The organism is Pirellulales bacterium, assembly GCA_036267355.1.
Taxonomy (GTDB): domain Bacteria; phylum Planctomycetota; class Planctomycetia; order Pirellulales; family DATAWG01; genus DATAWG01.
This window is the reverse complement of the sequence record DATAWG010000111.1, coordinates 12,730-28,839: the sequence shown is the minus strand read 5'-3', so window position 1 is coordinate 28,839 and position 16,110 is coordinate 12,730. Positions and strand designations below refer to the sequence as shown.

General features: G+C 60.5%; 11 protein-coding genes. 9 read left to right on the top strand and 2 right to left on the bottom strand.

Annotation, left to right across the window (positions count from 1 at the left end; all coding sequences use genetic code 11):
- The first annotated feature begins 145 nt into the window (after window positions 1–145).
- The 8 genes from VHX65_17690 (at window position 146) to VHX65_17655 (ending at window position 12,438) form a co-directional block, all read left to right on the top strand.
- Window positions 146–595 (top strand): hypothetical protein, encoded by a 450-nt coding sequence (locus tag VHX65_17690; GenBank protein ID HEX4000388.1) that lies wholly within the window; start codon window positions 146–148, stop codon window positions 593–595.
- A gap of 396 nt (window positions 596–991) precedes the next feature.
- Window positions 992–1,726, top strand: coding sequence for a DUF1559 domain-containing protein (locus tag VHX65_17685; protein HEX4000387.1), 735 nt, complete (start codon window positions 992–994; stop codon window positions 1,724–1,726).
- A gap of 52 nt (window positions 1,727–1,778) precedes the next feature.
- Complete coding sequence (locus VHX65_17680) at window positions 1,779–2,762, top strand: PEP-CTERM sorting domain-containing protein (GenBank protein ID HEX4000386.1); 984 nt, start codon at window positions 1,779–1,781, stop codon at window positions 2,760–2,762.
- 163 nt (window positions 2,763–2,925) lie between these two features.
- Window positions 2,926–5,616 (top strand): autotransporter-associated beta strand repeat-containing protein, encoded by a 2,691-nt coding sequence (locus tag VHX65_17675; GenBank protein ID HEX4000385.1) that lies wholly within the window; start codon window positions 2,926–2,928, stop codon window positions 5,614–5,616.
- Between the two features lie 255 nt (window positions 5,617–5,871).
- Window positions 5,872–6,846: a GDP-mannose 4,6-dehydratase gene (locus VHX65_17670; GenBank protein HEX4000384.1), complete on the top strand. Its 975-nt coding sequence runs from the start codon at window positions 5,872–5,874 to the stop codon at window positions 6,844–6,846.
- Window positions 6,847–7,617: 771 nt separating this feature from the next.
- Entirely contained in the window at window positions 7,618–10,413 is a 2,796-nt protein-coding gene (mgtA, locus tag VHX65_17665; GenBank protein ID HEX4000383.1) for a magnesium-translocating P-type ATPase, read from the top strand.
- Between the two features lie 186 nt (window positions 10,414–10,599).
- Window positions 10,600–11,475 carry a hypothetical protein gene (locus tag VHX65_17660; GenBank protein HEX4000382.1) on the top strand — a complete coding sequence of 292 codons (876 nt, stop codon included), beginning with the start codon at window positions 10,600–10,602 and terminating at the stop codon, window positions 11,473–11,475.
- 228 nt (window positions 11,476–11,703) lie between these two features.
- Complete coding sequence (locus tag VHX65_17655) at window positions 11,704–12,438, top strand: sulfite exporter TauE/SafE family protein (protein HEX4000381.1); 735 nt, start codon at window positions 11,704–11,706, stop codon at window positions 12,436–12,438.
- 118 nt (window positions 12,439–12,556) lie between these two features.
- Here VHX65_17655 and VHX65_17650 read toward each other — a convergent pair whose 3' ends face one another.
- Together VHX65_17650 and cbiE are read right to left on the bottom strand one after the other, a co-directional pair.
- Window positions 12,557–13,285 (bottom strand): PIG-L family deacetylase, encoded by a 729-nt coding sequence (locus VHX65_17650; protein ID HEX4000380.1) that lies wholly within the window; start codon window positions 13,283–13,285, stop codon window positions 12,557–12,559.
- Window positions 13,286–13,456: 171 nt separating this feature from the next.
- Window positions 13,457–14,731 carry a precorrin-6y C5,15-methyltransferase (decarboxylating) subunit CbiE gene (gene cbiE, locus VHX65_17645; protein ID HEX4000379.1) on the bottom strand — a complete coding sequence of 425 codons (1,275 nt, stop codon included), beginning with the start codon at window positions 14,729–14,731 and terminating at the stop codon, window positions 13,457–13,459.
- Between the two features lie 244 nt (window positions 14,732–14,975).
- Between cbiE and VHX65_17640 the strand changes: the two genes are divergently transcribed.
- On the top strand, window positions 14,976–16,106 hold the full coding sequence (locus VHX65_17640) for an ABC transporter permease (protein HEX4000378.1): 1,131 nt from the start codon (window positions 14,976–14,978) through the stop codon (window positions 16,104–16,106).
- The last annotated feature ends 4 nt before the right edge of the window (window positions 16,107–16,110 follow it).

The window sequence follows — 16,110 nt, the reverse complement described above, 5'->3', positions numbered from 1 at the left end:
TCAGTTTGTCGTGGCGAGCGGGTTGCCGCTGCCAGTGTCGGCCGCGACGGTGAAGAAAGATCTCAGCAAGCCGTTTCCATGCATGGACAGGCCGTGCGGTTGCACGAATGCCGATCAATGTTGGCATTCTTGCTGTTGTTTTTCGATGCGGGAAAAACTGGCTTGGGCCGAGGCCCATGGCATCGAACCGCCGGCATTCGTGCGCGAAGCCGCGGCCGAGGAAGCGCGGGCGGATGCCGCGAATTCGGCACTCCACGACGCGCTGCGCGGCAAGAAACATTGCTGCTCTTGCTGCTGTGGCAACTGCCAGCGGGCGATCTCGGCCGCGCCCGCGGCGCCGCAGAAGCCGTCCGCAGAATCGCTGCCGCCGCCGGACGGCAAATCGGTGATTTTTCTGATGGCCCTTGGCTGCCACGGACAGAGCGTGCTCAGTATTTTGGCGCAAGCATTGCCGGCCATTGTGCTGGCCGTTCGGCGATACGAATTCCTGCCGCTCGCCAATGTCTGTATTTGCAGACAGTCGTTCGAATCGATCCGTTTCTCTCCGCCCGTGCCGCCGCCGGAACGCTCGGCAGCGGCATATCTCAGAGGCTGAGCAAGGCTGCAGTCTTGAGGCTGAAGGCTTGAGGTACGGCTTAATGGCCGCGCCTGGAACAACGCCGGCCGATCTTGCTGGGCTTCGGATGCCGCCGGTTCACCGGGTGCGATGCCCACTGTCCTGAGTGGGCATGCGATGTGCCCGCTTGGGGAACACGCCCACCCAAGGCCGTTGGGATGGCACCCCACTGCCTATCGCCTAACCAATACCGCATTGATTGGCTGCGCGGAGATTTCGCGCAGCCCAAGTGGTTCACTTTGGAGAATTGCAATGGATGCCTTGATGACGGCAAGCGGAGCCGCTGCGCCGGATGAAATGCAGGATGCCGTGCCCATTCCCCTGAGTGGGCAGATGAACGGTCCGCCGGCGCCCTGCCCACGCAAAGCCGTGGGCATGGCAGCCAGTGAATGCGGTGTTCGATTGCCGCGCCGTGGGTTTACGCTCATCGAGTTGCTGGTGGTGATCGGAATCATCGGCATTTTGCTTGCCCTGCTGCTGCCGGCGGTGCAGGCGGCTCGAAGCGCGGCGCGGCGCGCGCTGTGTTTGAGCAATCTGCATCAGATCGGATTGGCGATGCTGCAATTCACCAACGAAAACCACGGAGCGTTTCCCTGGACCTACGATCAAGGCACGACCTCGTCGTGGGTTGTCACGCTCAAGCCCTATATGGAATCGAGCGACGACATTCGTCTTTGCCCGGAGGATCCGATGGGCCCGCAGCGTGTGCTGGCCAACGCGAATGGAATCTGCAGCAGCAGCTACGTAATCAACCAGTACGTGGCGGAAGCGGCGCCGGACGGTTATTCCGTTCTCAACGTCAATTGGATTGCCGATAAACCGAAGCTGATTGTCCTATTCGAAGGAGCCGACACGGGGCGAACCGTTTTGGACGACCACGTTCACACTGCGACCTGGTTTGCACCCGGCGACATCGCCAACGGCAACGTTTGGCCTGTCATCACCGCGGAGATCAATCCGACGCAGCACGTCGATTGCGCGAATTATCTGTTCGCGGATGGCCATGCCGAGACGGTGTCGATCAACACGTTCAGCACCTGGGTGCAACAGGACATTAATTACGTCATCAAAGGCAAGAACCAGAATTTCGCCCGGCCCACGCGGCAATGAGCGGCAATGACGGTGAGCCGCCGCGAGGATTCATAAACTCACGAGAATACTGATGCGATTATCAAAACGGAATCTATTCTCCATGCTTTCGGCTGCGGCGACGCTTCTCGCCGCAACGACCGCCGGGGGCCACGGATTCGCTGTCTACCAAAACGCGTATGCGACGCCGCCAACCGCGCTCGGGCTTTTGTCGGAGCAGCCCGACCTCGACAACTACTATCCGCCCGCGGGTCAGGGGGGCCCACCGAACGCGACTCCCGCTCCGAGCAATTGGAATATCTTTACCGATGCCTTCGACAGCACACCAACGGTCGGGAACGGCGGCGCAAACTACTACGGAACGGTGGAAGGATTTGTTGCGCTCGAATCGAACCCGTACAACTCCAACATCGGCGCGTATGGAATTCAGTCGGCCATGTTCAATCTTCTCAGCCCACTGTATTTCGCCGACGGCAACGGGAGCGCGGCGGTTCCGGCCTCCAACGGCACGTATCTCGAATTCTCGGTCAACCCGGACCCGACTTATGCTGGCGAAACTCCTACGGCGCCGCTCGCCGGCCCCTCTTCGGAATCGCCGCCGCCCGCGGGCGAGTCAGGGCTTGCGGTGATCACGGGCAACAGTTCGTTCGTCCCCGGTTTTGCGGTGAGCGGCTCGATTTACCACGAACTGTTGAAGGAACTTTACATCGCAGGCGATTCGCAGACATACGGCGAGTACGGCTATGCGTTCGACGTGACGTACACGCTGAACGTGCCGCCGCCGTATGGCGGAGGAACGGTCACGCTGACCACGCCGCCGATGGTCGATGTGTTCGGGCTGACCGATCCCGATTTGGGCGACTATGGCGACGACGCGCCCTACCAGCAGCAGGATTTCGCGACGTCTCAGATTTTCAACGCGGCCATGGCCTCCGCGCAAGCAGTGCCCGAGCCGTCAACATTCCTGCTCGGCGGGATTGGTTTTGTCGCATTTGCGTTCGTGGCGTGGCGAAGAGGATCGGCCGCCCGCGTGTTGTCCCGCGGCCGAGCGCGCTAGCCGCCTGGCGGGCGTCGTCGGTTTGCATTGTACGGTTGTGGGCTGGGGCGCGACCTTGCCGCCCCGGCCCAACGTTTCTCGATATCGCCGGCGCCGGTTTGCGTCGCTGCTCCGCGGCATGCGTCGTGGCCGGCATTGCGGGCCAGGAACCCAGGGTGGCACCATGAAAACATTGCAACTCGCCCTATTTGCCGCCGTTTTTCTAACCGCGCCCGGCGTCGTACTCGGACACGGATTCGACATCGAACTCAACTCGACGTGGACCGGCGTGACCGTCGCGTCGGACGAACCGCAGCTTGACAACGGCGGCACGGTCGGTGGCGGAACGAGCACAGATTTGAACACCCTGTTCCTCGCAGATTTCAACGGAACTTCGTCGACTAACCTGACGGGGAGCGCTTACTACTCGGTCGCGCATGGTTTCGCCTATCTGGGGGCAGGGCCAGGCGGGGTGCCGCCCGCAGATTACCTCACCGCAACGTTCAACATCATAAGCCCCCTGTACTTCTCGGACGGCAGCGCCGGATCGACCGCTTCGGGAGCGGTCGTCGCATCCAGCGGCACTTCTATTCAGATGTACGATGCCGACTACTCCACGTTCACCGGTCCAAACTATGTCGGCGCTTCGCCCGGATATGTGAGCATCGGTGGCTCGACGCCATTTGCCGCCGGCTTTCAAACGTCGATGGATGACCCGCACGAAATAGTAAAGGAGCTCTATTTGGCTCCCGGCTCGACCCAGACCTACGGCGAATACGGTTTCGCTTTCGACGTGACCTTGACGCTCGGCAACGGCGCGACAATCGTGACGCCGCCATTGGTCGATATTTTCGCGGTCGCGGATCCGAATCTCGGTGATTTCGGCGACAACGCGCCCGACACCGTGCAGGACGCGGCGACCCTGTCGATCTTTTACGCCGCCACGGCTTCCGGCAATGTGGTCTTGGGCAACACGTCATCTTGGAGTGGCCCGGCCAATTCCACCTGGGCCAATGCAAGCATTTGGGAAAACGGCATCGTGCCGGGCAGCACCGCCGGAACGACCAGTAACGACACCGTGGTGTTTTCTTCGGGCAGCACCAGTCCCCTAGTCGACATTGGCCGCAACGTGCAAACCATCCTCTTCGAGCTGAACGTCGGCGCGCTGACGCTCGGCACCACCAATGGCAACGCCTTGCTGCTCACAGGTGGCGGCTCGATCCAAGTGACGTCGACCGTGGCGAATCCACAGGTCGTCAACGCTCCCTTGGTGGTCGAAGGAGCCAGCGCGCTCTACACGTTTAGCAACGACTCCTTGACTTCTTCGGCCACGCTCAGCTTCGGCGGCAGCATCACCGGCGGCGCGGCCGGAAATACCGTCCTCACACTCGGCGGCGACAACACCGGCAACAACACGATCTCCGGCGCCATCTCCAACGGCTTGGCCAGTTCGCTGGCGATCGTCGAAAACGGCGGCACCTGCAACTGGATTCTTTCCGGACCGAACTCCTACACCGGCGGCACCACGGTCAATCAAGGAACGCTCAACGTCACGGCGACCGGCACGCTCGGCTCGTCCACCAGCCCGCTCACCATCGCGTCCGTGGCCGCTTTCGATTCGGCGATAGTGAATATCAACGGCAATCAATCGGTCGGCAATTTATCGGGCACAATCAATGGCTTGGATTCGACCGGGGCGCTCAATATCGCGGCCGGCTCTTCGCTCACCGTCAATCAAACCGCGACCACGACCTTCGGCGCCGCGCTCACCATCGCCGCCGGCACCGCCGGCAATTCCGGCAGTTTTTCGTTGCAAGGCTCGGGCACCTTGGAAATGGATGCCGCGCCGTCGCTCGGCGATAATAGCGTCGTCAATGTCGGGGGCGGCACATTGCGTTTCAATCCGGCCGACGGCCCTGGCACGATCGGGGCGAATGTGGTTGTCACCGTGGCGAGCGCCGCCACACTGCAATTGGCCGGCTCGTATGCGGCACTTTCTGGCGGCGGAACCGCGAATATCGTCAACAACGGCTCGACCGCCAACCGCGGCGGGTTTCTGGTGACCGGCACGAATCAAGTCGTCGGCTCAATCAGCGGCATGGCTTCTTCGTCGGGTCCCACCACGTATAGCGGCGACACGATCGTGGGCGACGGCTCTTCGGCCGCCCAACTGACGGCCGGCCAGATTCTGCAAAACTCGCTAACGATCAACGCGGGATCGACCGTCACAATCGCTCCGTCGGGCGCCGGCTCAAACGATGTCACTACCGCCGGAATTACTGCCGCCGGAATCACTACTGCCGGTGCAACTGCCAGTGCCGCGATGGTCGCCTCCGGCGAAGCGGGCGATTCGATTTCCGCCGCGGATAGCGCTCCGCTGATGGCGATCCAAAACGCGATTGCCGGCGGCGCGATCACGGCCGCGACGGGCAAGATGTTGGCATCGCGCATCGCTGCCATCGAGCGATTGGCAGCCGCCGACCCTGGCTTCAACGCGAGCTTGGTTGACGAGCGGGTCTTGGCAGCGATTCCGGCATCCGATTGGCCGGCCGATTCATCAATTTTATCTACGGCGAGCGAATCGAGCGTCAGCTTACTCAGTTCCGTTTCGATGGCCGAAGATTCAGACGAAGAAATTGGCTCGCCCAACGACATGACAAACGCGTTCGGCGCTGCGACCGCCGTTCGCCCGGGGGCGGTGCCCGAGCCGTCGGGCTTGCTCTTGGCCATTGCCGCAGGCGTCGTCATCGTGGCTCTGCTGGCGAGAAAACGTGCGCGGGGTGCCATGCCCACGGCTCTGCGTGGGCATGTTTTCTTATCGACGCACATGCCCACTCCGGGCAGTGGGCAGGACACCGAACGGCCCCGATCGTAGCAGGCGCACTCCGTGTGCCGTCAGCGCTACGCGGTGCGCTGCGCATGGTGCAGGGCAGACGGCACACGGAGTGTACCTGCTACGCTGGTTACGGCTGACGGCCGCCATCGTCGCCGCCCAGCAATCGTGCGTCGCCGCGGGGTGCCGATCCCTGTTTCAACAGGCTGCTAGGACGCTCCCGCCCCCCGTGCGTCGGTCTACCGCCGACGCTAAACTGGAGGCATATTCTGCCCGGACCCCGCAAGAGATTGACGAATGAAGCGCGCTTTGATTACCGGCATCACGGGCCAAGATGGTTCGTATTTGGCCGAATTGTTGCTCGAGCGGGGCTACGAAGTTCATGGTCTGGTCCGCCGCGTCGCCTTGGAAGATCCGTCGCACCGCTTATCGCGGATCCTGGGCATCGTCGATCGCTTACAGCTTCATGCCGCCAGCTTGGAAAGCTTTCCGAGCCTGTATACGGTGATCTCGAAAATTCGGCCGGATGAGCTCTATCATCTCGCGGCCCAGAGCTTCGTAGGCTATTCATTCGAAGACGCCTTTTCGACGTTTCGGGCGAACATTGACGGCACACATTTCGTTTTGGAATCGGTTCGCCAATGCGCGCCGCAGTGCAAAGTCTATTTCGCCGGTTCAAGCGAAATGTTCGGCAATCCGATGCAAACACCGCAGAACGAGCAAACGCCGTTCGCTCCGCGCTCGCCCTATGGCGTTTCGAAGGTCACGGGCTTTCATTTGGCCCGCAATTATCGCGATGCCTACGGCATGTTCGTGGCATCCGGCATTCTGTTCAACCACGAGTCGCCGCGGCGCGGATTCGAATTCGTTACGCGCAAAATCAGTTCCTACGCCGCCCGCATCAAGCTGGGGCTTATCCACGAATTGCCGCTGGGCAATCTTGAAGCCAAGCGCGATTGGGGACACGCGCAAGACTACGTGCTGGCGATTCACCAGATGCTGCAACAGGGCACCCCGGACGACTACGTGGTCGCCACGGGAAGCACTCATTCGGTGCGCGAGTTTTGCGAATTGGCGTTTCGCATCGTCGGCTTGGATTATCGTGACCATGTCGTTTCGCGGCCCGAATTCTATCGCCCGGCCGAGGTTTATTTGCTGCAGGGCGATTACCGCAAGGCAAAGGCCCAACTCGGTTGGGCTCCGCGGTGCGATTTTCGCCGGCTGGTCGAAGTGATGGTCGAGCATGATCTCCAGCTCGCTTCTCGCGGGTAGATTGACGCCTGAGTTTCCAGTGCCAGCGATTCATCATTCAGATACGCGGCTGCTGGCGCCGCGACTCCATTAGGAACGTGTTAAGTTCCACCACGTATTTCCCCTTGCCAGAGACGCGAGGCCGACCAACAATGTCGGCTCGTCGTCGGAGGAATTGTCGCCACTGGCTGCCGTGCCCACTGCCCTGAGTGGGCATGCGTGCCAAGCCTTCGAAACAGGCTACGAAACACTAGCCCGAAGCGTAAGCGAGGGTGCGCTCCGTTGCGGGGCGGCCTCGCTAACGCGTCGGGCTAGTGTGGCGCTAGGAATCGTCCGGGGTAGGTCCATTGCATCACGGAAACATCCCCACTGCCCTGAGTCGGCATGCGTTAGCCCGGATTATTCAGAGTGCCAAGCCTTCGAAACACGCTATGAAACACTAGCCCGAAGCGTAAGCGAGGGTGCGCTCCGTTGCGGGGCGGCCTCGCTAACGCGTCGGGCTAGTGTGGCGCTAGGAATCGTCCTGGGTAGGTCCATTGCATCACGGAAACATCCCCACTGCCCTGAGTCGGCATGCGTTAGCCCGGATTATTCAGAGTGCCACGACTTCGAAACACGCTACGAAACACTAGCCCGAAGCGTAAGCGAGGGTGCGCTCCGTTGCGGGGCGGCCTTGCTAACACGTCGGGCTAGCGTGGCGCTAGGAATCGTCCGGGGTAGGTCCATTGCATCACGGAAACATCCCCACGCAAAGCCGTGGCATGGCACCCGAGAAATAATCGAGAGAACCGTATGCCGATTTCGCCGACCAACGTGTTGCCCAAAGGGCTATTGAACCTCTGGAAGAAACCGACGCAGCCGATTCGCGTCGCGCCGGTGCTGATGGAATTGGCGTCGATGGAATCCGCGGGCGCACTGAAAAAGCTCGACACGGCTCCGGCCGGATTGGCCGAAGAAGAGGCCAACCAGCGGCTCGAGCAATATGGCTACAACATCGTCGCCCCGGCCGAGCACCACAGCAAGTTGAAGCTCTTGCTGCATGCCGTCATCAATCCGCTCGTGATCCTGCTGGCGGTGTTGGCGGCCATCTCGTTTCTCACCGGCGATCCCGGCAGCGGCACGGTGATGGTCGTGATGATTTTCCTCGGCGTGTCGCTACGATTTTGGCAGGAATCGAAGGCCGACGACGCCGCGGCAAAGCTGAAAGCGATGATCAGCGTGACCGCCACCGTGGTGCGCGACGGCACGGCGCGCGAGGTGCCGCTCTCGCAGCTCGTGCCGGGCGATGTCGTCAAGCTCGCGGCCGGCGACATGATTCCCGCTGACCTGCGGCTCCTTTCGTGTAAAGACCTGTTCTTGATTCAAGCCAGCCTGACGGGCGAATCGTTTCCGGTCGAAAAATTCGACGCGCCCGAGCCAGCCGATGGCCGTTCGCCGTTGGAGCGCAAGAACATTTGCTTCCTGGGCACGAGCGTCGAAAGCGGCTCGGCGCTGGGCGTGATCGCCGCCACCGGCACGAACACTTATCTGGGCGGAATGGCCTCGGCCATCATCGGCCAGCAAGTGCAGACCAGTTTCGACAAGGGTGTCGCAAAGTTCACCTGGCTGATGATCCGCTTCATCATGGTCATGGTGCCCGCGGTTTTTTTGATCAATGCCGGAACGAAGTTGGATTGGCGGGCGCGGCCGTTCTTGGAATTCCACAAGAAAGAGCCGGCCGGCATGCTGCAAAAGGTCGAAGGCGACAACCGCACCGATGAAGAACGCGAGGAAGAGCGGCAGAAGAACGAGACACCCGGCGAGAGAAACGTCGACACGCTCTGGGAAGCGTTCTTCTTCTCCGTTGCGGTGGCCGTCGGGCTCACGCCTGAAATGCTGCCGATGATCGTCACCGTATGTCTTTCCAAGGGCGCGATTGCGATGTCGCGCAAGAAAGTGATCGTCAAGCGGCTGAATTCGATTCAGAATTTCGGCGCGATGGATATCCTCTGCACCGATAAGACCGGTACGCTGACGATGGATCGCGTCATTCTGCAGCGGCATTGCGATGTCGTGCAGGAAGAAGACGACGGAGTGTTGCTGCTGGCCTATTTGAATAGCCATTTTCAAACCGGGCTGAAAAACGTGCTCGATCGAGCTGTCTTGCAGCACGAAAAGAGCCAAGGGCTCACCAATATCCAGTCGTATAAAAAGATCGACGAAATTCCATTCGACTTTTCGCGGCGGCTGATGTCGGTCGTGGTGGAAACGCCGGAGGGGAAGCATCAACTGGTGTGCAAAGGCGCGCCGGAGGAAATCCTCAAGCGCTGCACCACGTTCGAATTGGACGGGAAGAATTATCCGATCGAGCCTGTGCTGATCGAAGATTTGCGCGAGGAATACGAACGGTTGTCGGCCGACGGCTTTCGTGTGTTGGCCATCGCCTACAAGGAATGCAGCGGAAAGGCGATCTACTCGAAAGACGACGAAGCGGCCCTCGTGCTCCGCGGCTATATCGCGTTTCTCGATCCGCCGAAGGAAACCGCCCGGCCGGCAATCGAGGCCCTGCGCAAGCACGGCGTGGCAGTCAAAGTGCTCACCGGCGACAACGATCTGGTGAGCCGCAAGGTTTGCTTCGAAGTCGGCATTCCGACCGATACGACGCTGCTCGGCGTGCAGGTCGAGCAAATGAGCGATGCCGAGTTGGCCGACAAAGTCGATCAAGCCACGCTCTTCGCCCGATTGTCGCCGGCCCACAAGCAGCGCATCGTCCGGGCGCTCCAGGCCAAGGGGCACGTCGTCGGCTTCATGGGCGATGGGATCAACGACGCGCCGGGGCTGCGGGCGGCCGACGTCGGCATCTCGGTCGATTCGGCCGTCGATATCGCCAAGGAATCGGCCGACGTAATCCTCTTGGAAAAGAGCCTGCTGGTGCTTGAAGAAGGGATTTTGGAAGGGCGCAATGTCTTCGCCAACATCCTCAAATACATCCGCATGGGGGCCAGTTCGTCGTTCGGCAATATGTTTAGCATGCTCGGCGCGAGCGCCTTCCTGCCGTTCGAGCCGATGCTGCCGATCCAAATTCTGATGAACGGCTTGCTCTACGATTTCTCGCAGGTGGCAATTCCCACCGACGACGTCGACCAGGAGCAAATCGCCAAGCCGCACCCCTGGTCAATGGGCGACATCACGCGCTTCATCCTGTTGATCGGCCCCTGCAGCTCGATTTTCGACTACGTGACCTTCTTCGTGATGATGTATTTCTATCACACCTGGCAATTCGGGCAGCCAAAGCCCAACGAATGGCACCAAAACTTCTTTCAAACCGGCTGGTTCCTCGAATCGCTGCTCACGCAAACATTGATCATCCACGTTATCCGGACCAACAAGATTCCCTTCTTGCAGAGCCGGGCGAGTTGGCCGTTGATCGTCACTAGCGCCGTCGTGATGGCAATCGGCATTTGGCTACCGTTTTCGCCGATGGCCAAGGCATTGCATTTCACGCCCGTGCCGGGCACATTTTGGCCCATCGTCGTGGGGATTCTGCTATCGTATATCGTGCTGACGCAGTTGGTGAAAATGTGGTTGATCAAGCGGCTGTGGATTTGAAATGTGCTGTCATGCGGCCGTATGGCAGCAGGCACACTTCGTGTGCCATCCGCGCTCCGCAGCGCGTTGCGTTGCTTTTTGCAATACGCTGGGGCAGCGCAAAGAGCGGCGCAGACGGCACACGGAGTGTGCCTGCTACGTTGATTGCGGCGAATGGTTTCCTACAAACTTAATGGCAATTGAGCGATGCTCGGTGTATCAATTCTCCACGTGGTCCGAACATGCTGCATTCTTTGCGCCGCCATGCTTGCCGCCGGCGCGGCGCCGGTCGCCGCCGCAGGGCCATCGGCCAATGCTGCAGCGAAATCGGACACCGCTAAGCCGAAGCTGCCGGAAATCAAAGTTTCGGGCGATTGGGGCAGCGCGTCGCCCGACGATGTGCATGCGGTGCTCGCGTCGTGTGCCAAGAATTTGTTGCGCTATAGCCCCGATCGACGGCTGACGACGATTCTGGTCCGCCCGCATGAAGGCGTGCCGATCACGCTCTATGAAAAGGGGCCGGCCGGCGAGTATCGGGTGCTGCTCAGCGCGCGCGGTCAATACTGGAGCCAATACGCCTATCAATTCTCGCACGAATTGGTCCACATCCTCAGCAACTATGACCACCGCAAGGCAGGCCGAAATCTTTGGTTCGAAGAATCGCTTTGCGAAACGTCGTCGCTGTTTACGATGCGGCGGATGGCGATCACTTGGAAAACGGATCCGCCCTATGCGAACTGGAAAGGCTTCGCCCCACACTTGGACCAATATGTCGACACGCTTTTGGCCCCGCGCCGCCGGCGGCTGCCGCCCGACCGCACGATGCCACAATGGTTCGCGGAGCACCAGAAATCGCTCGAAGCGCAGCGCGAGTTGACGCCGGATTCGCAGATGGTGGCCGTCTATCTGCTTTCGTTGTTCGAGGATGAGCCGACCGGCTGGGAAGCGCTGACCTGGATCAATCTCGGCCCGCATGACGCCGATGTGGATTTGCGCGATTATTTGAAGGGCTGGAAAGAGCGCGTGCCCGAGCGTCACCGAGCATTCCTCGCCAAATTGCAAAGCCTGTTCGGCTTCGAATAATTGCCGCCAGCGCGTCCGCCATTTTCGCCCGCCGATATTTCCTCCCTTCTCTTCCGCCGTCCTCTGATCCTGCTTCGTTTTCTTGATCCGCGTCATTCGTGTGATCCGTGGTTCCCCTGCTTCCGGATCTCTCGTCTTTCGTGTGTTTTCGCGTCTTTCGTGGTTTCCTTGCTTCGTCGATCTTCTGCCTCACCCGTGTTTTCCCTCGGCATCGGAGGTTATTTCGCGGTGGCGGTCACTGTCTATGTGGTTATCGTCGTGTTCTTCGCGATGCTGGTGCAATCGGCGCTCGGCTTCGGCTCGGGGCTCGTCGGCCTGTCGCTACTCGTGTTTCGGATTCCGTTCGAAGTGGCGGCGCCGCTGATCGTGCTGCTGTCGATTACCGTGGGGTCGATCATCGTGATGCAAGATTGGTACGAGGTGCACTTGCGCAGCGTGAGTTGGCTGTTGGTTTCGAGCCTGTTCGGAATGCCGCTTGGGCTGTGGCTGCTTGTACACAGCGATCCGCATCTGTTGAAGGAAGCGTTGGGGCTTTTTCTGATTGGCTTTTCGGCCTACTGCTTGTTTGTCGGCTCGCGGCTCGAGCTGAAAAGCGACAGTTCGGTGTGGCTTTGCCTTTGCGGATTTTGCGCCGGAGTGCTTGGAGAAGCGTTCGGCATGAGCGGGCCGCCACTGCTTATTTACGGCGCAATGCGGCGCTGGTCGGCGCAGCGGTTCCGCGCGACGGGCCAAGGATTTTTCTTGCCGTCGAGCGCGATCATCTTGGCCGGCTATTGGCTGACGGGGCTGTGGGTGTGGACCGTCACGTTGTATTACCTAATTTCCCTGCCCGCAGCGATCGCCGCGCTATTTTTGGGCCGCAGCGTGAACCGCCGGTTGCGCGGCAAAGCATTTCATCATTATTTGTACGCTACGATCATCGGGATCGGCGCGGTGTTATTGATTCAGTCGCTACGGCGATGAACTCGCTTGCGAACCAGTTTCTACCGTGTGCCATCGAGTCCGCTAGTGCGTCGAGCCCCAGCGCAAGCAAGAAAGCGACCCCCTCGCTATCGCTGCGGGAGCGGTCTTGAGCGCGCGATCACTTGGCGAAGAGAAACCCCATCAGATCTTTCGTGCCGAGGGCCCGCGGGCTGGCAAAGAGTTCGCCGGCCGCGAAACCGGCGGCGGCGCCTTGAGCGAGCGCCAATGCCCGAACACGATCCAACACGTACGCTTTTTCGGGCGGGAACTGCGTCAAATAGCAGCGCACGGCGGCAAGCTTCGTGTCCAACGTGTCGCTGATATCGGAAATCAAATGTCCGGCCCCGGGAGGCACCGTCAATCCGCTGAAGCTCAGCGAATAGTAGAGATATGCCGGCACCGTGTGGACCAGCAAATTTTCGAAATGTTGATCCCACTTCGTGAGCCGCGAATAGAAAATGCCCGCGTCGGTGATTTGCATAGCCTGATAATGATCCGGCGAAGCGAGCGGCGTCTTTTCGCCGAAGCCCAGCACCAGCCGCGGCCGATGGCGGCGAAACACCTTTCCCAGCGCGACCCGGGCCTCGAACGTGTCGAAGAGTCGCCGATTCGGTAGCTCCAAGTGGATGCGCTTATGAACGCCCAGCTTTTCGGCGGCTTGTCGAGCCTCTTCCATCCGCACTTCCGGGCCCGGCGAATTCGGCGTCGGTTCGCCATCGGTGAGGTCGACGATTCCGACCCGGTAGCCCTGCTGCACGAGCCGGGCCAGCGTGCCGCCGCAAGCGATTTCCACGTCGTCGGGATGCGCACCGACGGCGATCACATCAAGCTGTTCGTGCTCAGCCACGGCCTCGTTCCTATGGGTGACTATATCGTTTGAGCTTTGCCGGAAACGATGCGTCCGTCATCGTGCGTCCCTCGCTGACGCTTCGGGCTAGTGTTGCGATACTAGCCCGAAGCGTTAGCGAGGGACGCGCGGCTACTATGCCATGCCAATCGCGTCCGTTGTCTCTCGTCCCTAGCCCATCGTCCCTCGCGCCTTGCCGTCCTTCACCACCGCCAAGAGAAATGTTGGATTCAACGATTCGAATCGCACGCGTTCGAGTTGTTCCACGCCGCGGGCCACGTTGATCATCCAGATCCGCACATCGTCGGTGTAGTGCCGCAGGGTTTCATGCACGGCCGAAAGATTTTCGATGCTGCCGACATTCGCGACGAGCCGGCCTCCCGAGCGCAGCCGTCCATAGGCCAACTCCACCAATCGGCTGATTTCCCGGCCGCTGCCGCCGACGAACACACAATCGGGATCCGGCAGCGGTTGCCAGGCGTCGGGCGCTCGGCCAAGCACGGGCGTCAGATTCTTGACTCCGAACCGCGCTGCATTGGCGGAGATCAGTTGATGATCTTCGGGGTCCATTTCGATGGCGTAGACCATTCCACCCGCCGCGATTTGCGCCGCCTCGATCGAAACCGATCCGCTGCCGGCGCCGATATCCCACACGATGCTCGTTGGTCCGAGATCCATTTGGGCCAGCGCGATGCCCCGCACCTCAGCGGGCGTCAGCAGCCCGTGTTTCGGCCGGGATTGCAGAAACGCCGCGTCGGAATTACCAAATAGCCGCCGGCCCGCTGCGTCACTCGGCCGGTCGGGCAAATCGGGCTTGCGAACCAGAATCATCACATTCAGCGGCGAAAAATTTTCCTTCGCAATTTCCGACAGCTCGCCGTGCGTTACCCGTTCGTCGGGCGATCCCAAATTCTCGCAAATATAGGCCGTGAAATAATCGATGCGATAATCCAACAGCGATCGGGCGATCTTTTCGGGCGGCTGAGATTCGCTCGTAAAAAGCCCTACTTTATCGGCAACGCGAATCTTATCGAGCACGCTTTCCAAATCGTGGTTCGCAAGGTTCGTCAGCAGTGCTTCTTCCCAACTTTCCTTCACCCGGGCAAATGCGAGCTGCATGCTGCTGACATGCGGGATGACCTGGAAGCGATCTTTGCCGAGCTTGTCGCAAAGATACCGCGCCATGCCGTAGAACAGCGGATCGCCCGAGGCGAGCACCACAAGCCGCTCTCCCTCGGCCGCGGTGATTCGCGCCACGGCGGCAGCAAGATCGTTGCCGATCACGGCCCGCTTGCCACCCAGTTTTTTCACAAGTGCGAGGGTCGGCTCATCGCCGAGCAGCAAATCGGCTTCCTCGATCAAGCGGCGCGCGTTGGCAGTGAGGCCATCGAGCCCATCGTCGCCGATGCCGATGATATGGATAAGTTGCGATTGCGATCCGTTCATGAATCTGGGCGTCAAGGGCGGAATGCGGGCCGGAATGCGAACTGCCCGCGATTGTAGGCCAAAGCGGCTAGAGTGGCCAGCACCGCTTGCCGCGCTCTTCACCCACGGCTTCGAGACGCAGCGACAAATCCTCATGTTTTCCGAACCGAACGCAAATTTCCCGATTCCGCCCCGCGGCGCTTGGCATCGCTCGGATGATTTCGTATGTTGCGTTTGCCCACCCGATCCCAGCCCAGGCGAACGCATGTCGACCTCCACCGCCGCGCCACCGCAGCCGCGCTACCACCCGTTGTGGCAACTCGTGTTGGCGCGATTGCGGGAGTTTTATCGCGAACCGGAGGCCGTGTTTTGGGTCTACGGGTTTCCGATTCTGATGATCGTTCTGCTGGGGATCGCGTTTCGCAATAAGCCGGTCGAAAAAATTTCAGTCGACATCGAACAAGGTCAGGGGGCGGAGCGTATCGAAGCGGCGCTGCAGGCTGGTCCGGCGCGAAATGCTCATCTTGATACCGATGCCAAAGGCAACGGTGGGCAACCGCGCTTTGAAACGCAAATCAATCCCGACGATCTTTGCCGGCGGCGGCTGCGAACCGGTAAGACCGATCTGATCGTGGAGATCGGCCCGCAGCAGTCGGGCAAGCCGACTTACCAATATATCTTCGATCCCAGCCGGCCGGAGAGTGTGCTGGCGCGCGACGCCGTGGACAACACGCTCCAGCGCGCCGCAGGCCGAGCCGATGCCGTCGCTGTCGAAAACGAGTCGTTCGACGAACCCGGCGCGCGGTACATCGATTTCCTCGTGCCCGGACTCTTGGGCATGAGCCTCATGGGGGGCGGACTGTGGGGCGTCGGCTACGTCACCGTCGATATGCGGATTCGCAAATTGCTGAAGCGATTCTTGGCGACTCCCATGCGGCGCAGCGATTTTCTTGCGGGAATTATGGTCAGCCGGCTGCTATTCATGGTGCCGGAGGTGCTGGTTTTGCTCGTGTTCGCGCGGCTAGCGTTCGGCGTGACCGTGCATGGCAGCCTGTTGGCCGTAGTGGCGCTGATTCTGCTGGGGGCGGCGATGTTCGCCGGCATCGGCCTGTTGGTGGCCAGCCGAGCGCGAACGCTGGAAACCGTCTCCGGATTAATGAATCTTGTGATGCTGCCGATGTGGATGATGTCGGGCATATTTTTTTCGTCCGATCGATTTCCGGCGTTCGCGCAACCGCTGGTGAAAGCGCTACCGCTGACGCCGCTCATCGACGCTCTGCGGGCCGTGATGCAGGAAGGAACATCGCTCGCCGCGATGCCCGGCCGGGTGTGTGCGCTGCTAGGATGGACGGTCGTCTCGTTTGCGCTGGCGCTGCGATGGTTCAGATGGATGTGAGGAG